We start from the raw sequence: 19,347 nt of genomic DNA, 5'->3' as shown, positions 1-19,347 counted from the left end.
TCGCTATAGTTAAGAATTCGACTACCAGCTGCCATGCACCACAATGTCACACCAATCAAAGATTAATATAAGCTTGATGGGAGCGGTATTTCTGTCACTGCTCGTCACCCCAGTGTTAGCACATAAAATTCAACTATCGGGGGATGTGGCTGGTACTTGGCACGTTGAACCAAATCACAGTCCCAAAGCAGGAGAAACAGCGAGAGTCTGGGTTGCACTCACCCGCAAGGGAGGGAAAATCTTGCCAGTGTCGCAGGCGAATTGCCAAATGGCTGTCTACTCTCAACCCCGTAAACAGAAAGATTCGCCTGTATTACAGCCTACGGTGCAAGCGATTTCAGTTGAGAGATATCAGGGTATTCCTGGTGCAGATGTTGTTTTTCCTAAAACAGGAGCTTATCAGTTAGAGTTAGGTTGCACTCCCAAAGTCGAAAGTAATTTTAAACCCTTTCAGATGCAGTATGAGGTAATAGTAGCTAGTGGTGTAGCAGCATCGACACCAGCGCCAGTTACAAGCTCTCAAAAAACTGAGCAAGAATTACCATCGAGTCAGTCAACCAAGTCTGCGAATCAATGGTTTACTGGAGCTATGGCGATCAGTGTCATTATTGCAGGTTTGGGAACCTTTTGGTGGATGAAGCAAAGGGTGAAAGTCAAATAACTGCTACAAGCGTTCAAAATTAAGGAGCATCAGCCAGATAGCTGTGTGAGTTAACCCCATATCTTCGTAGAAGTGTGAGAGCTTGTTGTTGCACTTGTCGCACTCGTTCCCGACAAATGCCCATACGTTGACTAATCTGTACCAGAGTAAGTTCGTGTTCACCTGCTAAACCAAAGCGCAAGATTAATACTTCCTTTTGCTGGGGAGTCAGCTTTGCTAATAGGTTGTGAATGTCTTGATAGAGTAATTCCCGCTCCGCGTAGCGTTCGGGAGATATTCCATCATCCTCCAGCATATCTTGCAATTGAGTATCCTGCTCAGGCCCAATTCGCATATCTAAGGAAACAGGTTGACGAGCAAACTGCAAACATTCTCGAATCTGACTGGGTTCCAGATTGAGTGCTTGGGCGATTTCAGTCACGTCGGCAGTGTAACCAAGCTTTTGAGATAACTCTCGTTGAACACGCTTAATTTTGTTCAGCTTATCAGCCATGTGAATGGGTAAACGAATGGTGCGGGATTGTTGTGCAATCGCTCGTGTAATTTCCTGACGAATCCACCAGTAAGCATAAGTAGAAAACTTGTATCCAAGAGTTGGATCAAATTTCTCTACCCCTCGTTCTAGCCCCAATGTACCTTCTTGAATTAAGTCTAGAAACTCAACATTGCGTTTTTGGTATTTTTTAGCAATAGACACTACCAGCCGCAGATTAGCCTGAATCATCTTCTGCTTGGCAATTTGTCCTTGACTTAATTGTTGCAGCAGCACATCTTCTTTCAACTGCATCTTGTCAGCCCATTCTTGCAGAGTCGGTTCACGCTGTAATTTTTCAGATAGTTCTTCCTTCGCAGTAATAATTGCCATCATTTGCTGAACTTGTTTAGCAAAAAAAATTTCTTGCTCATGGGTTAACAGAGGTACACGTCCAATTTGACGAAGATAGATACGCACTGTATCTGCTGTAGATGAAAATTCGTTATTCTTGCTCTTAACTTTGGTTAATTGGGATGCTGAGTTAGGCATGAATAGGTTAGCCTCCATTGAATAAATCTTGAATAAACAAATGTTCAAAAAATCATAAATAAATATAAATTAATTGAAAGGATGAAAATATTGTAAACTTCCTCGCTAGCTCTATCTAAAGTAATTATCGTGACATTTTCTAGAGTTTACTAAAAGGCAGGAGTTATGAGGCAGGGGGCAGGAGGTTATGAGTATCAATTAAAACTTTAGTTCTGGTCTAAAGCCGATTAAAAAGCAATAATTATACTGAGACTGCTTGCAGCGTTCGCGCAACGTCTCGCAGAGAAGTATAAAACGTCCTTATTGTAATCTCACTTTTTTAAAGGTGGGTTCCTCCTGGCTTATGCCTCCTAAATAAAATTTAAAAAAGTGTAAAGTTACTCATTAAACAAGAGAGATAGTTATCAAGGCTTTTAATATTTTTAATTTTCACAAATCAAAGGAAGGGTGAATATTTTTGGCAGTTTATTGTTTCAGGAGATGAAAGCTGTAAAATTCGCATTTCATCCCTATCCCCAAAATCAATTTTCCAACACAGATTCCGCTACCTTCCCATTTTCCACAACAGCCGCACTTCGCTTAGGTAACAAAAACCTACCAAACTTCGAGTACAAAGCAGGTAAAACCAACAAAGTTAACGCCGTAGAAGTAAACAACCCACCTAACACTACAATCGAAAGAGGTTGTAAAATTTCCTTCCCTGGCCCCACTGAAATTATCAACGGAACTAAACCCAAAGCTGAAGTTAAAGATGTCATTAAAATAGCGTTGAGTCGTTCCATTGATCCAAAAATTAATACTTCTTTTAAAGACATCCCTAACGCAACTTTTGTGGTGTAATTATCTACTAATAATAATCCGTTTCGAGTAGCCACACCAAACAAAGTTACAAACCCCACCAATGAGGCTACAGAAACAACTCCACCTGTAAAAGCTACCGCAATTACTCCACCCACTAATGCAATGGGCAAGTTAATCATAATCATTGCTGTTGAAGCGATTGATTTCACAGAAAGATACATTAGTACTGTAATCACAACAAAGGAAATAGCACCGAAAACCAGAATATTTTGTGAGGCTCGTTCTTCTGCTTCAAATTGACCTCCATATTGGATAAAATAACCTGAAGGAAGTTGCACTTGTGCCTTAACGTTATTTTGAATATCTGTCACTACAGAGCGCAAATCTCTACCTTTTGCGTTAGCAGATACCACAATTAAACGTGAAACATTTTCCCGATTGATAGTATTCGGCCCAGTGCCATAGGCAACCGTAGCAACTTTAGCTAAAGGGATTTTATTTCCATCAGGGGTATCAACTAACAAATTCTCAATAGTTTGTAGATTGTTGCGATACTGTGGTTGCAACCATACAACCAAATCAAAGCTTTGTTGCTTCTCTAAAACTTGAGAGACTACTCTTCCATTGAGCGCTGTTTCAATGATATCAGATAATTGTCCAATAGTTAAACCGTAGCGAGATGCAGCAACACGGTCAAACTTAATTTGAATTTGTTCGATAGGAATCTGTGGTTCGAGTTGTAAATCTACAATTCCCGAAATAGATTTCATTGCGTCTTCAACTTGCTTTCCAAGCTTGCGAAGTTCTTCTAAGTCGGAACCAAAAATTTTGACCGCGATTTGACTTCTGACCCCAGACAAAATTTCATCAATACGGTGAGCAATAAATCCACCAATATTAGATGCAGCCCCTGGTATTTTGTTAAACTCTTCGCGCAACCATTCTACAGTAGCTGCGCGATTTTTCATTCCTTTGTCACTCAACCCAATATCAAGGTGAGCCAAGTTCACAGGTGCAGCATCTGCATCATTGGGGGCGCGTCCGGCGCGTAATTGAATATACTTTAATCTAGGGTCGTCTTTGAGTTTATCTTCCAAAGCAAAAGCAGCACTATTGGTAGCTTCTAAAGATGTACCTGGGTAAAGTGCTAAGGTATTTACCAAAGTTGTTTCTTGGAATTCAGGTAGAAATGCCCGTCCTAAAGTTGGGAAAATTATAATTGCTGCGATCATTCCCGCCGCAGCCACAGTAATCACAACTATCGAATTTCTGATAGCAAAATCGAGAAAAGGGTAATAAATCCTTTTACAAACTCTTGGTACAAAGGGTTCCCTGACTGACATTTTATTGTGAGGTAATAAAATTGCACATAAAGCCGGACTTACAAGCAGCGCTTCTAAGCTAGAGACTACAACTACCACCAGATAACTAAGACCCATTGGGCCAAAAATCCGACCTTCCACACCAGCGAGGGCAAATATTGGAGAAAAGACGACTATAGTAATTAAAGTTGCCCCAATTAGAGATTCCTGGACTTCCTGTACTCCTTCAAAAACAATTTCCAGTACTGGACGCGGGTTGGGAGAGTATTTATTTTGTCGCAACAAACGAAAAACATTTTCTGCATAGACAATGGCATCATCGATCGCTGTACCAATGGCGATCGCTAATCCTCCCAAAGTCATTGTATTCAGCCCTAAGCCCAAAAAAGATAATACTTGCAATGAAAATATAAAAGTCAGGGCAAAATTCAACAGCACAACTCCAAGAGTCCGCCAATTCATTAAAAAAGGGATGAGGATAACTGCTGCAATGATACTACCTTCCACCAAGGCTGACCTGACATTTTCCACCGAAGTATCGATATAATCTGCTTGGCGGAAGGTTTGATTTACTTTAATTTCTTTCGGTAAACCTGCTTTTAGCTCAGATATTGCGGCTTCAATAGCGCGAGTGACGGTGGGAGTATCAGCTAGGGGTTGTTTATTCACCATCACCACAACAGCATCTTTCCCATTTAAACTACCATCGCCGATTTTCACAGCACCACCAATTTGCACTTGGGCGACATCTCCCAAGCGGACAGGCGTTCCTTGACGGGCGACAATGACAGATTGTTGAAGATCATCAAGGGATTCAATCCGCCCAATTCCCCGAATTAAAGTTTGTTTATCAGGAGTAGTTAAAAAGCCACCAGGAGCATTGACATTTGCCGCCTGTACAGCTTCACTTACCTGTTGTAAAGATACATTAAAAGCTTGTAGTTTGTTGAGGTCTACTAACACTTGATACTGACGCACATCGCCGCCATACACAAGTACTTGACTGACACCGGGAACTGCTAAAAGGCGATTCGTCACTTGCCAATCAACAATTCTGCGGACTTCCATGAGGTCGATTTTAGTGGCAGATTGGTTATTGCCTTCCCCTTCCACAGTCAAGGCGTACTTTAATACAGTACCGATGGGAGAGCTAGTGGGAGCAATTCGTGGGGTTTCAACTCCTTCTGGTAGCTTGCTTATGGCTTGTTGCAGTCGTTCTTGTATCAACTGGCGGGCTTGAAGGATATCTGTTCCCCAGCCAAAAACAACTCTGACTACAGAAAGTCCTGCTGAAGAAGAGGAACGAACCGTGGTTAAGCCTGGAGTCCCATTAATGGTACTTTCAATTGGTAATGTCACCAAAGATTCGATTTCTTCTGGCGCTAGTCCAGGGGCTGCTGTCTCAATTTCGACTTGGGGAGGTGCAAAGGCTGGAAAAACATCCAGTGGCATTTTGGGGATGGTGTTAAAGATGATGACTAATGTGGAAATGAGCGCAGCAATTACTACGAGCCAGCGTCGAGAAATTACCCATCTAGCAACTGTACTAATCATTTGGTTTTTGGTTAAGAAATGGCGAAGGGTTTGTTTGTTTGTGATAAACGAGTAAGTAAATTTAAATATTAGGTGTGGCTGTTGCTAGAATTAAGCCCCAAATCAGCCCAAAGCGAACTATTCCTAAATAGGATATGAACAAATTACATTTTTATAGTCTGCACTCGGAGCGTGAGATTTATAAACTGTTCTGTTCACCATCTAAATAGTCTTGCTGTAGGTTGGTTTGATGTTAGAAAATCTAACAGAACCCAACTTCAGGTATTATCTGCAACTTCACTAATTTTTAAATACCATCAGAATTTCGGGGATGATCGCGCTCCTCAACATTTTTATCAGAAGTAGACAAGGTTGGTTGCTTGTGGTTATCGAGATAAACCTCTGTTTCATAATCGAACCCGTCATACTCTAAATTACCTGCTGGTACTAAACGTGAACGGGTACGACGATTAGACCAAAAAGCACCTCCCATGAAAGCAACTGTCGCAAGTGCTGCTCCTCCACCTGCTGTTAACCACAAAGGTACTGGGAAACTGTTAGTTTTAACTTCAGTTTCTTCTGCATGAGAACCACTTTCTTCGTTGTGTTCTTCTTCTGGTTTACTATCACCCCGCAATGATTGAGCGTAAAGTTGGGGCGCACGTTGGGTGACGATCGCATCTCCCTCAAACAAACCCGTCTTCACCTCAACCATGTCCCCAGAGGTTTGACCCAAGGTCACTTCCGCAGATTGAAAAGCGTTCCCATTTTGGATGTAGACCATTTTTTTCCCATTCGCATCGACTACAGCCGAGCTAGGAACCGCCAATACAGGTGCAGATGCTTGGTTTGTTAGTACCTCTAATTCGGCGAACATTCCAGGTTTGAGTTGTCCGCTTGGGTTATTTACTTCAGCTTGTACTGAGACAACCCGTGTTTCCCCTTGTACTACCGCACCAATCTGTGTAATCTTTCCAGAAAAGGTACGGTCTGGTAAGCTAGCAACTTTTAGACTTACTCTTTGACCTACTTTTACTTTGTCTAAATCTTTTTCATAAATATTGGCTGTGGCAAAAACCCGACTATCATTGACAATAGTCATGAGTGTGCCACCTGCATCATTAAAAGTTTGACCAAGGGTAACTTCGCGATCGGCAACTTTACCGGAGATGGGAGCAGTCACTGTTACCAATCCCTTGGCATTTGGACGGTTGCCTATTTGTTGCAGTCTAGTATTATAAGCAGAATCACTAAGACGTAAACGCTCTTGTGCTACTTGAACAGCAGACTCAGCGCGTTTCATTTGGGCTTCGCTTTCAATGATATCTCGTCTGCTGTTGGCTGAGGTGAGTTTGGCTTTTGCTTCCGCTAATTGTGTTTGAGATTCGAGCGCGTTGCGACGTGGTAAAGCGCCTTCATTAGCTAACTGTAAATCCTTATTATATTTTTCTTCCGCAAATGCTACCTGGCTTTGGGCTTGGGCAATGTCGGCGTTAGATATTTGTAAATATCTTTGATAATTTTGTTGAGCTAATCTGGAATCGGCTTGCGCTTGCTGCAAAGAAGCTGTAGCTTCCGCTCGTTTTTCTTGGGAACTAACCCGTAACTCCACCAGATCGGGACTGGTGACAACGGCAAGGGGTTGACCCTTTTTGACTACAGCACCGGGTTCCACCAACAATTCAACCACTTTTGCCCCTGTAATTGGGGTATTCACTTCCACTTTTTGGCTAGGTAAAGTTTCAATCTGTCCAGTACTTTTAATACCCAAAGCCAGCCGTTGCCGTTTCACTGGCTCGACTTTAATTCCTAGCCTCTGGGCGGTTTCGGCATCAACTTCGACAGAACCACTTGCTTCGCTTCCACCACCCTGAAATGAACTTGCACCGCTATGGTCGTGTCCAGCACCAGCTAACACAGCTGTGGGAGTTGTCAGCAATAAAAGGCTTAGGACTGTGCCGGAAACACAACGAATTGCTGTAGGTGGTTGGAGACTTTTAGAGATTCCCATCGCTATTTTGTGTCCTTGAGTTACTGTGGTGTAGATTTGTACTTAGACGTTGGTTGACTTTTTAAGCGGGATTTCGAGAACCGCTTTTGGCAAGCAAGCGGTTTCGCTCTTGGAATTTGTTTACGAAGCCAAATTAACCACTTAACTTAATAGTCTTTCATACAAATATGAAATTGGGATGAAATTAGGACGAGAGATTAGCATTCAAGCAGCTGACCCACTAACTTGCAATGCTAATCCAACCTGAGTTCGGGATAAGCTGAAACCCTTATTACACCGTTGCTTGATTCTGAGATATGTCAACGTGTTTGCGTCGTTTCCGTCAACGAATGCTGAATAAATCTTCTTAACCCGAACTGACGTTAATCCAGAAATATCCCCAACAACTACCCCACCAATTATTCCTGTCACCAAACCACAAGCCGGAAAATTCCTGAAGCGATCACAATACCCATCAACACTGGAAAAGCAACGAGAAATACGACAAAAGACGCTATTATATCTTTGTTTCCCTGTCTGAAATTCAACAAGTGCTAGGCATCCGTTCCCAAGGCGACCCTGCTTGTCCACTAGTTCGGGACTTACTCAAACAGAAAATTGCTCATCTTGAGGAGCAGATTTATCGTATGAAAGAATTGAAGGATGAGCTAAAGGCATATCAAGAGTGTTGGGCAAACCGACCTTTGGATAATCCTTGCAATGGAGTTCCGATGCCCCTGAGCGTGTACGCTACATCTGCAATAATTTCCACGTTCTCACAGCCTGGAGGAAGATAGTCGTAGCTCTTGGCCCCACTGAGCAGTTCAGGCATGAGCAAATGCAGGCGTAGTAGATTTGACTGGAGTAGGGTAAGGGTACTGCCATTGTCAGTACCCAAATCAACTGTAGTTTGTTCCGTTGAAAGGAGAATGGTTTGGATCTCTTTGATAATGGTTAGAGCCTGTCAAGAAACAACTTTTACAATTTATTATCTAAAAAGCTTACTGAGAAAGCATTTCTAGCTCAAAAGAGGCAAGGTTGTTACATGACTTGCTCTTAGTAATTTTTTTCTGAGGTTATGCCTTAGCGTTCACGCCAGCTTTTATCTATATAGCGTTGATTTTCCACTTCTGAGACTTGGATAGAAGCTTTATAGCCGCGTGCTGTGGTTGTAAAAACCTTAGTCTGAACTTTGATGTCTATCGGGTTTATGCCTGCCTTTAAGCCTTCTTTGAGTACACGACCGTCAAAGTTTTCATTGCGATTAATACCCTTAAGTGCCAAAATCGTGGGAGTAATATCAACGTTACTGACTGGGGTATCAATAGTTACCCCTTGCTTGAAATCGACTCCCCAAGCAATAAAGGTATTGCGAATATTCCAAGGACTCATACTGCCATGACCGCTGCTATTGCCTGTAAGCGGCCCAGTCGTTCCACTAGTAGTTTCTGTAAAATCAGTTCCTTCGACTCCAAAGGCGTTCTTTTGCGATGTCCAGGGAAAAGTCAAAATGATGTCAGCACCTCGTTCTTGATTAAACTCATGGATGAGTTCTAAAGAAAAGGTTCCACCTACCCAACCTTCTGGTTTGACATGATTTTGCTTATTTTGTTGAGCAAATGAATCGTCAAGTTGGGAGTTTTGGGGTCTGTATGCTGCTGTAAATAGAACCCCAGCCCAGTCCTTTTTTTGTAAGAACTTGACTATTTTCTCTATCTGCCGGGGGTTGCGGTCTTTAATATGTAGTAACACTGCCTGACCACTGCTAGCTAAAACTACGTCATCTGAGTCTTTTGAAAGCTTTAACCCAGCATTAATTAATTCTTGTGTCAGGTTGACTGTATAGGTATGAACACTAAAGCCGTGATCTGAGATCACAAAGATATTAGTTCGGTCATACAATCCAAGTTTTTTGAGTTTATCTAGAATTAAACCAATATTGCGATCATCGTTGCGGATTACATTAATTGCTTCTGGAGATCCTGCCCCAAGCTCATGCTGAGTACTGTCAGGTTCGGTTAACCAATTAAAGACTACATCAGGTTTTAATTCTGGAATGACATAATCTAGAAGAACTTTCTCACTCCAGTCCACTGCTTCATTTAAGCGACCGTCGTTGTTAGTATCTTTATTTGTAGGGGCAGCACCGAAACGAGTTAAAATTGCCCGGTTAACTTCAGGGGGGAATGCTACAAGTTTACCAGGATCAAAGTAGCCGTTAATCAAAACGCCAACATTCTTACTAATGCTTCGAGGATTAAGTAGTAAAGCACTTCCGGTTGAACCAGAACTAACAACAGCCAGTTTCATCCCGTTTTCTTGAAGGTGTTCACCTAAACTTTTGACAAAAATTAATTTTCCGTCCGTTACCTGATCAAGCTTAAGGAGTTCGGGATATTCTCCTGTGCTAAATGATTTGGTTGGGTTGACTTGTGGCACATACATAGAATTGCTGACAATTCCATTTTTACCTGGGTAATACCCAGTGGCGATCGCTGCCGAGTTCACCCTTGTGACTGTGGGAAAAACAGCGTGTCCATTGAGGTAGTTAACACCTTGTTGTCGTAGACGATATAAGTTTGGTGTATTTTGTGGATTGATGGAATCAGGGCGTAGCCCATCTAGAATTAAAACTAGATTGAGACGAGCTTGCCCAGGTGGTAAGACATAAGGCTTCTTTTGGTTGGCTATATCAGCCAATGTTATTGGATTCTGGCGTAAGAGAAATTCTCCTCCCCAGAAAGTAACAGCAGACATCCCAATAATTAACCCACCCAAAAACAAACGTCGCTTAACTCTACCAGGGAGCATTTTGGGAATCTTGTTTGAGAGCGCAGATGGTAAAAGTTCTTTTTTGTTTTTGTTCATACAATCTCTATTTTAAAATTCATTGCGAGGTACTACCTAGTAATCCTTGCTTTAAGTAATAGCTACTTAAAGAGCAAAGATGCTTAAAATGAGCTTTATTGCTAAGGAAAGGCAGCAAATAAAATCTTGTTTTCATTTGTAAAAACAAGCTTATATATTCACTGTTCCTAATTGTGCTTTAGTTTGAAGGCTATGCTTTAACGTTTATTTACCGATGACTTAAATTAAAGTTAACTCTGGGTTAAAACCAGATATATTGAATAAGTTTTAAGTAGATATATGAAATAAATTTAACTATTAGTATAAGAACTAATAAATTCTAATCATGATTGTTTCTAAGCACTACTTCTACAATGCGAGCAATCACTTCTAAAGAAATCCAAACCTTTTTAGATGAACTTAATCAAGATTTGCAACCAGAACAATGGAAAATTCACTGCATTCGTTTTGCTCCTAATTGTCCAGAGCAAAATCCTATTGAAGATATCTGGTTGCAGGCTAAAACATGGGTTCGACGTTTTTGTGCCTTGATTCCAACATTTTCTCATTTAAAGTGGATGTTTGAGTGGTTTATTCGACACACTACCTTTGATTTCAGGACTCTTGGGATGTACGGAGTTTTTTCAAAAATCAAATAGGAGTCCTATAATAACTACTAACATACAATTAAGTATATAGGGTTATGTCTTTTTATATGCACAAGTTACGCCAAATTGGCATGACGTAACCAATAAGAAACTGCTACAAAGTTAATAAACTTAGTAAAAAAATCCTCTTCAACAGTTTTGTAAATACAAAATACTTTAGGGGTAGCAACTTTTGCTTTGTGGTTAACAATGCTTATTTATAAAGCAATAGGATTCACTTAAAGCTTGATATTTCCTAAAAAAGGGTTGGGAGCAATTATAAATAAAGAGGTGCAATTTTAGCTAGCCTTTTCTGGAACTTGAATGCACATTGTTTTATGCTCCTTCTGTTGCTTTTATTGACGACGATCCGCGCAAGTTTCGTGCATACATCCGCGGGATTCCTGTAGTGGGCGATCGCTATCAAATTCCCGATGTTTTAAAATCTCTCAAAATCCATAAAGTTATCATGGCTTGGTTGTCGCTCTGATTGCCCATATCCTCAATAGAGACAGTGTAAATTATCCGTCTTTCCAGTCCCCTGCTGACTAGCGATCGCCTATTCTTTTCCGATTTCCCATATTGCATTTATTGTCTTTTTTGTCAATGCGTAAGTTCTGTGCTAGAGAAAAAGCCATGAAAAAAAGTTATAAAATAGAAGTAAAACAGGGTAAACGATTCCAATTTGGTGAGAACTGGAGACACTTTTTATTGGTTCTCAATGATAAACACATTGCAGAAGCTGAGAAGTCTCTCAAGCAAATGCTAAAGCTAGATACTTTGCAGGATAAAAGCTTTCTTGATATCGGTTCTGGCAGTGGTTTATTTTCCTTGGCTGCACATCGCCTTGGAGCTAAAGTTTATTCATTTGATTATGATCATGATTCTGTAGCTTGTACACAAGAACTCAAACGTCGATATTTCTCAATGGATGATTCTGATTGGATTATTGATGAAGGTTCAGTTCTAGATTTGGATTATTTAAAATCTTTAGGGCAGTTCGATATTGTCTATTCATGGGGTGTCCTTCACCATACTGGAGACATGTGGCGATCTCTAGAAAATGTTAGTTTGACCGTTGCGAATGGGGGACAATTGTTTATAGCAATTTATAATGATCAGGGTGGTTGGAGTAAGCGGTGGAAACAAATTAAAAAAACTTACAATACTCTACCAAAATTTTTCAGGCTACCCTTTGCAATTTTAGTACTGTTTCCGCGTGAAATAAAATTGATGGGAGTTGCATTATTAACCTTACGGATAAATAGCTACATTCAATATTGGCTGCAATATCACGAAAACCGAGGCATGAGCCGTTGGCATGACTTAATTGACTGGATTGGTGGCTATCCTTTTGAAGTTGCAAAGCCGGAAGAAATTTTTGAATTTTATCGAGCAAGAGGATACACATTGGAAAGATTGAAAACTTGTGCTGGCGGTCTTGGATGTAATCAATTTTTGTTTTCAAAGCAATGATAAGCATAAAAAAATGGTGGATCAGTATAAGCAGCTAGTAGAGGTTTAACAAAGCTACCATAAGGCAATTTTAAATAGTGATTTAGATTATTTTCGTTTTGTTATCTTAAATCTTCTGTGTCCATCTGTGCACACGGTCATTTTTCGTTCTATGCAAATATCAACATATTTAACCAATGTGGAAGTCTAGTTTTACTTGAATGAAGATAACATTAATTATTCATTCCCTTACTTATGCTGGTGCAGAACGTGTCATGTCAATCATGGCAAATTACTGGGCAGCCAAGGGATGGCAAATTACTATATTGACATTAGATGACAATAAAATACCTCAATTTGATTTAGATAGCCGTGTTGTTTACATTCCTTTGGGCATCGCTAGCAAATCACCAAATGCGATTATCGGGATCTGGAATAACTTGAAGCGCATCGGAACATTACGAAATGCAATTATTAACAGCAGGCCAGATGCTGTGATTAGCTTCACTTCTAAAATGAATGCGATCGCTTTATTAGCAACGCGATGGTTGAATATACCAGTGGTTGTGTCTGAACGTAGTAATCCAGTAAAAAGTTCTTTAGGTGGGAATTGGCAACAACTACGACAACACACTTATCCATTTGCAGATCGGATTGTTTTTCAAACTAAAAGAGCAAGAGATTATTTTCCATCAAAACTGCAAACTAATAGCTGTATTATCCCTAATATGGTTGTATTACCACCGATAGAAAAACAATTATCAGACAAGGTTTTAAGAGAGCGATCGCTCATTGCTATGGGACGCTTTGTCCGAGAGAAAGGTTTTGATCTGTTACTGCAAGCCTTTGCACAACTGAAGGATCGTTACCCAGAATGGACATTGACAATTTTAGGAGACGGAACACTACGCCCAGAGTTGGAAGCTTTGCGTAACCAACTTGGATTGAGCGATCGCATTTATTTTCCTGGAATGGTGAAAAATAATTATGATTTTTTGCAGCAAGCGGAGATTTTTATTATGTCTTCTCGCTTTGAGGGCTTTCCTAACGCCCTTTGCGAAGCGATGGCATCTGGATTACCAGTCATTTCTACAGATTGTCCCAGTGGGCCACAAGAGATTATTCGTGATGGCATAGATGGCATTTTGGTTCCAAATGAAGATGTATCAGCATTAGCCGCAGCAATGGAAAGATTAATGTCTGATGAAGAAAAACGGAAGTCTTTAGCTGTTCGTGCTTTAGAAGTAACTGGGCGGTTCAGTGTAGAGAAAATAATGGGGATGTGGGAAGAAGTTTTGGCTGAAGTTATTACTTCACGTTATATGGAAAAGCCCACAAAAAATCTAACCCCCTCTTTCCCGACGCGGTAAAGGGGAAAATTCAAAGTCTCTCTCCTTACCCCTCTTCTGTCACTCTCCGAAAACATTTGCCTTTTCTAAAATCTAGAGCTTTTGTATAGCAAGCGATGTCTACGACGGGCTACGCCTACGCGCGATTCTTTTCTAATAACAAATACAAGACCGATTTTTTTCTAATAGTATAGCTTGTATTGATTGCCTCATGAAGCTTCTAGCGATCGCCCTCCCGGAGAGTGACAGAAGAGGGGTATAGGAGAGATATTTTTCAGATAGCGTGAAAAGTCAGGAATTTATTTAGAATAAATCCTGAAAATTAGTAACCGATTTTTATTCTCAAAAACATGAAAAAGAAGATTGTATTCCTTATTCGTAGCCTGAACTATGGAGGTTCAGAAAGACAATTAGTGACACTAGTAAAAGCTCTTGATAAACAATGCTTTGATGTCACCGTTTTATGTTTTTACCCTAGTGGCTCATTATCTTTAGATCAAGACTTGAAAGATAGCGGTATCCCAGTTATATGTTTAGAGAAACAAGGACGTTGGGATTTATTTGGTTTCTTTTGGCGTCTTATTCAACATCTTCAACGTATACATCCCGATGTGTTGCATGGATATATTGGGATACCGAATTTACTCACTATCTTCTTAAAGCTCTTTTTTCCTTCAACCCGCATGATTTGGGGAATACGCTCATCTAACGTAGATCTTGATTTTTACGATTGGCTAGGGCGTTTAGTTTTCCGATTAGAGTGTCTTTTATCTCGCTTTCCTGATCTGATTATTGTCAATTCCTATGCTGGTCAAGCATATTACCTTACTCATGGATTTCCTGCTAACAAAATGACAGTAATTCCTAATGGTATTGATATCGAACTATTTAAACCTGATCAAGCAGCTAGGATAAAAGTACGAAGCTTGTGGGGAATTTCTGAAGACACCATTTTAATCGGTTTAGTGGGGCGACTAGATATAAGGAAAGACCATCCCACATTTCTTAGAGCAGCAGCACTATTGTCTGAAAAGAGACAGAATGTGCGTTTTGTCTGTGTGGGTAGTGGTTCGGAAAACTATGCACGAGAGTTGTATGAACTGGCTGATGAACTAGGTATCTCTGATCAAGTTATCTGGGTAAAAGCATGTGCAGATATGTCTGCAATATACAATGCCCTAAATATTGTTGTTTCTTCATCCTATACAGAAGGATTTCTCAATGTGATTGGCGAAGCTATGTCCTGCAGTGTTCCTTGTGTAGTGACAGACGTAGGCGATTCCGCTTTGATTGTTGGTAATACCGATTTAGTAGTACCTCCTAAAAATCCAGAAGCATTGAAAACTGCCATGAATAGGTTGATAGAAACTCTGGGTAATAATGATTGCGATCGCAATCAAATCCGACAGCGAATTATTGACCAGTTCTCAGTAGCGAAATTAGTCCTTAAAACCAAAGCCGCTTTACTTTGTCTATCCCATGAATCTATCTCTAAATAAAAAAATCGATCTACTGTTTTATTATCAATGCGCCCTTGCAATAGGGGCTATTTTGACTTTTTTCACAGAAATTAGTTCTTATTTATACACATCGGGAATTTTCTCTCGACCTCCCTTATTTTGGATCGTATTCTTTGCTATAGCCTCCATTCCAGGGAGCAATGCGGTTTTGTCAGATTCGGTAAACAAGGTGCGATGCCTGCGGCGGGCGTAGCCATCGCAAAAATCAAATCTAAGTAGGAAGTGACTTTATTTACTAATAATATACTAATAGCCACGAGAATTCATCTTGATGAGATATCTCAAAAAGATTACTAGCGAGTCATTTGACGATTGTTAACAAAAATATCTACAATTAGTCTTTTATACTTAGTGTTAATTAAACCAAATAATAAATTGAGAGTAAAAGTCAAGTATAAAATTTATAAAGCAGTTTCTGGTTTGATAAAGGAATTAAAGATGGAAGCACAAAAATTATCCCAACTTTTAGCTATCCATGTGTTTGCCTTTCCAATTTTTGGGAGGGTACAGCGAGATTGAGATGCCTTCGCCTCGGATTTCGCCACGGTAGAATGACGTGTACACTGTCATAATCGCACCCGCTCCAAGTCATAGTCAGTCACCCGTGCGATGGGCGAAGTCCCGCCAAGGGAGATCGCATCTCTGAAAGTAAAAAGCTCGTCACCGTTTTCAGATATTCCTGGGGATATCCATTCGATGCAATAGAACCAGGAATCGCAAATCAGTTGGATGCCTTGGACAATTCTTGCTGGTGGCCCGTCGCCATGAAATCGGAACTCGACTAATTCACCCAGTTCAAACACAGGCTTTTCTTTGGTAACTAATTGTAAGTTACCTGTACCAATGATTTCACGTCCTAAAACAGTTAGATTATCGTTGCCGGAGACAATCTCATAACTCCAACCTTTAGCTGTCCACTCTACACCGCAACAGTAACCGAAGGATTTGGTGGTAGTGACGTAGACTTTCTCCAACAGGGAAACTTCTAAGGGGGGAATCTCTTTACCCCAAGGTGGTGAAAGATACCAACAAGTTTCTAGATTCTGAACAAGGTTAATCATGGTTATGCCTCCTGACTGGACTTTAGACCCCACAAGTAATCAATTCGTTTCCAAGCGATCGCAGCTTGCCGGGGAGAGCAACTCAAGCCATAAGCACGACGGGCATCGTAATTCCCCTTGATTCCCTTGGCTACTCCAACGGGAATCCCAGAAGCCACCTCACGAATACCGGGTTCAAAGCTTCGGTCTTCATAAGAGAACCGTACTTGCGTAATCTGATTTCCAATTTGGTCTGCCCAGGAGGTTGGCTGTTGACGGTGGAATAAGCCATCGGCGTAGGCAATGATAAAGACTCTTTCTCTTTCATGTGGCAAGCCGAGGCAGTACGCGGATATAGTTTCCCACTCACATACGTACCGGATTTGGGAAAGGTCTTCGAGGACTGTTGCCATTCCTCTAGAGAGTAGCCCTGTTGGGTTTTCGATGAGAGCGATTGCTGGTTTACACTGGTGGATGATGCGGAACATTTCGCGCCACAGTCCAGACCTGGGGTCGTTAAGTCCTTTTTTATCTCCAGCGTTACTGGTGCCGCTACAGGGGAATCCCCCGCACAAAATGTCGAATTGTCCTCGGTGGCAGTGGTAGTTGGTAATATCTGCGTGGATTGGAATTCCTGGTTGTTCATGGCGCAATTTTGATTGAGAATAAGGGGAGATTTCGACAAATTGCTGGACTCGGAATTTGTGGAATAGACCTGCGGCTGATATTCCGTGGTGGCAGAGTCCGCCGATGCCGGAGAAAAGTGAGAGGACTGATTTCATGAGGCGATCGCACTCCTAACCAATTCATCAGGTACTTCAAAAATTCCCAACCGCCCAATGTAAGGAATCGGTGTAATCTCGCGTGGATTCTCCAGCTTCCAGTGGTATTGCTCAGGCATTCCCCAGCCAGAAGCAACTTGTGAAAACTTGCAATCTACTATTGTGACAATGCCAATAACTTGACCGCGACGTAGAGAGATTAATTCTGGAATTTCTACCCCCATCCCTTGGCAAAATTCTCTCGCTAGCTGGTACTCTTTTTTGGTGCAGGTTTTGGCGGCGTGAATCAGAATGTCGCCGCGATAATGAATAGGCCAGCCTCGGTTTTCTATATTTTTGAGAGCATAAATAATTGCCCATGCCCAAGGCTGACGAACTGTGATTGCTTTCATAACACACCTTCCCCTTTCCTCAGTCCTCGCAGCCAATATTTACCTACTTCAGTAAATTGGTTCATTAGTTTATCCTCCAGTAGAGCCTTAAAAACTACGACCACGAGATAAATTCTTGAATCTGGTAAACTGATGGTCAAATAAAAGCTTGACTGTACCAGTGGGGCCATTACGTTGCTTGCGAACGACTAACTCAGCAATGCCACGATCTGGAGTATCGGGGTTATACATTTCTTCGCGGTAAAGCATGATCACAACATCGCTGTCTTGCTCAACAGCACCACTGTCTTTTAAATCACTTAGTACAGGGCGTTTATCGTTACGGTGTTCAACTTCGCGGTTGAGTTGGGACAAAGCCAGTACAGGCACATCCAAATCTTTGGCTAATCTTTTTAATCCTCGGCTGATTTCACCGACTCGTTGAGCCATGTTCACCCGTGAATCAGTATCAAGAGCCATCAGTTGTAAGTAGTCAATGATCACAAGCCCAACACCACCGTAATGGGATGAAATTCGGCGGACTTGGCTACGAATTTCATTAAGAGAAGGGCAAGATTCGTCGTTGATAAAAATCTGTTGTTCGCTTAACTGCGCGATCGCCACACTCAAGGGTTGCCACTGGCTGTCAGAGACATTCCCAGTTTCTAGAAAATTATTTTCAATGCCAGATTCACTGCTTAAAAATCGCTGTACGTACTCATCAGTAGACATTTCCAAGCTGAAAACGCAGATCGGCATCTTCCCAGTTTTGGCAACATTGAGAGCGAGATTACCAGCCAAAGCGGATTTACCAACAGAAGGACGAGCAGCCAGTACATACAACCGCCCTTTGCGAAAACCACCGCCGAGTATACTGTCCAGGTCATAAAATCCACTCTTCAGTGCTGGTGAGCCTGTACCAGCATGACGCGCTTCAATTTCGGTAAAAGTGTCGGCTAGGGCATGAGAAATATGAACCAAGTCAGAGGCAGAATGCTCAGACTTAATGCAGTAGACTTTTTGTTCGGCTTCGTCGAGAATTACAGGTAAATCAGTTTCGGTGGCATAGCCGAGTTGAACAATCTCAGTGCCAGCAAGGATTAACTGCCGCCTTTGGTATTTTTCCATTACCAAGTCAGCTAAAACATCGATGTTCACAGCTGACACAGTACGGTCAACCAGACTGGCAAGTTTATTGCGTCCACCGATACGGAACAATAAACCATTATCAGACAACCAGTTGGTAATGCAAAGCAAATCCGTTGGTAATCCCTGGCTGTACAGTCGTAGGGCTGCTTGATAAATGTCTTTGTGGGCATTGATGTAAAAAGCATCTGCACTCAGACGATCACTGATTCGGCTCATGGCACTTGGATCGAGCATGATGCCACCGAGTATCACTTCTTCAGCTTCAATGCTTTGTGGGGGTAAGCGGTCTTGTTGCGATATGAAGTTTGTTTTGTCTTGTGTCATAGTTTACCTCATTTGAAAATTTTGATTTCTAGAAAATCTAGATTCCGTTTTGTTCATGCAGCTTGTGGGTGTAAGTAGGCATACATGGAGGGATGTGTCAGCTTTAACCAATCCAACCATTTGAGCGTTGCGCCTACGTCTTCTCGGTCATAGCGAGTGCTGAAAGAAGCGATCGCTTTGTCCTTGCCAACTTCATCCATGCGGTCTAGAAGTTCACTGAAGGTCGCTTTATGCCAATCAAGAGAACGGTTTGAGTAATAACCTATGGGTTGGTCATTGGCTTTTGATTGTTCAGTTTGTGGCGTAGATGAAGAGAGAACTTTTGACCAATAGACCAGCAGTTCTTCTAAACCAGCTTTACTCACCTCCAAATTGCTGATTGATTTGATCACAGTGGGGACTTTTTGCTGCCAATTAACCTTGTCCCACTCGGCTCTCTCCTTGGCGATTAACTCCACCAAACGGCGATCGCAGGTTTGGTAAATGTTGTCTCTGCAAGAAGTGCGCCAAGGGAAACGCCAAGAACGGAGCT

14 protein-coding genes and 2 pseudogenes are annotated in these 19,347 nt (G+C 41.5%); 7 read left to right on the top strand and 9 right to left on the bottom strand.

The annotated features are described in order from the left end of the window. Positions 1 to 43 precede the first annotated feature (43 nt). Positions 44 to 661, top strand: coding sequence for a hypothetical protein (locus A4S05_RS01160; protein WP_069068010.1), 618 nt, complete (start codon positions 44 to 46; stop codon positions 659 to 661). A 19-nt stretch (positions 662 to 680) separates the two neighbouring features. Here A4S05_RS01160 and sigB read toward each other — a convergent pair whose 3' ends face one another. The 3 genes from sigB to A4S05_RS01145 all read right to left on the bottom strand — a co-directional run bounded on the left by sigB (position 681) and on the right by A4S05_RS01145 (position 7,352). Then, positions 681 to 1,685, bottom strand: coding sequence for a sigma-70 family RNA polymerase sigma factor SigB (gene sigB / locus A4S05_RS01155; RefSeq protein ID WP_069068044.1), 1,005 nt, complete (start codon positions 1,683 to 1,685; stop codon positions 681 to 683). A 521-nt stretch (positions 1,686 to 2,206) separates the two neighbouring features. Next, positions 2,207 to 5,362, bottom strand: a complete 3,156-nt coding sequence (locus tag A4S05_RS01150; RefSeq protein WP_069068009.1) for an efflux RND transporter permease subunit — start codon at positions 5,360 to 5,362, stop codon at positions 2,207 to 2,209. Positions 5,363 to 5,648: 286 nt separating this feature from the next. Beyond that, complete coding sequence (locus A4S05_RS01145; RefSeq protein ID WP_069068008.1) at positions 5,649 to 7,352, bottom strand: efflux RND transporter periplasmic adaptor subunit; 1,704 nt, start codon at positions 7,350 to 7,352, stop codon at positions 5,649 to 5,651. A gap of 530 nt (positions 7,353 to 7,882) precedes the next feature. Between A4S05_RS01145 and A4S05_RS01140 the strand changes: the two genes are divergently transcribed. Further along, the gene (locus A4S05_RS01140; RefSeq protein WP_370684380.1) at positions 7,883 to 8,128 is read left to right on the top strand and encodes a MerR family DNA-binding protein; all 246 of its coding nucleotides are present in this window, start codon (positions 7,883 to 7,885) and stop codon (positions 8,126 to 8,128) included. Between the two features lie 286 nt (positions 8,129 to 8,414). Here the strand turns inward: A4S05_RS01140 and A4S05_RS01135 are convergent, their stop codons facing one another. Then, complete coding sequence (locus tag A4S05_RS01135) at positions 8,415 to 10,199, bottom strand: alkaline phosphatase family protein (RefSeq protein WP_069068007.1); 1,785 nt, start codon at positions 10,197 to 10,199, stop codon at positions 8,415 to 8,417. Between the two features lie 368 nt (positions 10,200 to 10,567). Between A4S05_RS01135 and A4S05_RS01130 the strand changes: the two are divergent. The 5 genes and pseudogenes from A4S05_RS01130 to A4S05_RS01115 form a co-directional block, all read left to right on the top strand. After that, positions 10,568 to 10,837 (top strand): annotated as a pseudogene (locus A4S05_RS01130) (IS630 family transposase); the annotation flags it as partial. A gap of 319 nt (positions 10,838 to 11,156) precedes the next feature. Then, positions 11,157 to 11,315 carry a nucleoside-diphosphate sugar epimerase/dehydratase gene (locus tag A4S05_RS41220; protein WP_176726882.1) on the top strand — a complete coding sequence of 53 codons (159 nt, stop codon included), beginning with the start codon at positions 11,157 to 11,159 and terminating at the stop codon, positions 11,313 to 11,315. Positions 11,316 to 11,461: 146 nt separating this feature from the next. Beyond that, positions 11,462 to 12,301, top strand: coding sequence for a class I SAM-dependent methyltransferase (locus A4S05_RS01125; RefSeq protein WP_069068006.1), 840 nt, complete (start codon positions 11,462 to 11,464; stop codon positions 12,299 to 12,301). A gap of 200 nt (positions 12,302 to 12,501) precedes the next feature. Continuing rightward, positions 12,502 to 13,650 (top strand): glycosyltransferase family 4 protein, encoded by a 1,149-nt coding sequence (locus tag A4S05_RS01120; protein WP_069068005.1) that lies wholly within the window; start codon positions 12,502 to 12,504, stop codon positions 13,648 to 13,650. Positions 13,651 to 13,979: 329 nt separating this feature from the next. Then, complete coding sequence (locus tag A4S05_RS01115; protein ID WP_069068004.1) at positions 13,980 to 15,128, top strand: glycosyltransferase; 1,149 nt, start codon at positions 13,980 to 13,982, stop codon at positions 15,126 to 15,128. A gap of 587 nt (positions 15,129 to 15,715) precedes the next feature. Here the strand turns inward: A4S05_RS01115 and A4S05_RS01105 are convergent. From A4S05_RS01105 to A4S05_RS41215, 5 genes and pseudogenes are all read right to left on the bottom strand, one after another. Continuing rightward, the gene (locus tag A4S05_RS01105) at positions 15,716 to 16,210 is read right to left on the bottom strand and encodes a DUF1392 family protein (protein WP_069068002.1); all 495 of its coding nucleotides are present in this window, start codon (positions 16,208 to 16,210) and stop codon (positions 15,716 to 15,718) included. Positions 16,211 to 16,212: 2 nt separating this feature from the next. Next, positions 16,213 to 16,971: a DNA cytosine methyltransferase gene (locus A4S05_RS01100; protein ID WP_069068001.1), complete on the bottom strand. Its 759-nt coding sequence runs from the start codon at positions 16,969 to 16,971 to the stop codon at positions 16,213 to 16,215. Continuing rightward, on the bottom strand, positions 16,968 to 17,363 hold the full coding sequence (locus A4S05_RS01095) for an ASCH domain-containing protein (RefSeq protein WP_069068000.1): 396 nt from the start codon (positions 17,361 to 17,363) through the stop codon (positions 16,968 to 16,970). Before A4S05_RS01095 ends, A4S05_RS01100 begins: the two co-directional genes overlap by 4 nt. Before the next feature lie 87 nt (positions 17,364 to 17,450). Continuing rightward, positions 17,451 to 18,815, bottom strand: coding sequence for a replicative DNA helicase (dnaB, locus tag A4S05_RS01090; RefSeq protein WP_069067999.1), 1,365 nt, complete (start codon positions 18,813 to 18,815; stop codon positions 17,451 to 17,453). A 53-nt stretch (positions 18,816 to 18,868) separates the two neighbouring features. Further along, positions 18,869 to 19,347 (bottom strand): annotated as a pseudogene (locus tag A4S05_RS41215) (helix-turn-helix domain-containing protein); the annotation flags it as partial.

This window comes from Nostoc sp. KVJ20 (assembly GCF_001712795.1).
In the GTDB taxonomy this organism is placed as follows: domain Bacteria; phylum Cyanobacteriota; class Cyanobacteriia; order Cyanobacteriales; family Nostocaceae; genus Nostoc.
Note: the sequence above shows the minus strand (reverse complement) of the source record. Positions and strands in the feature narration are given on the sequence as shown.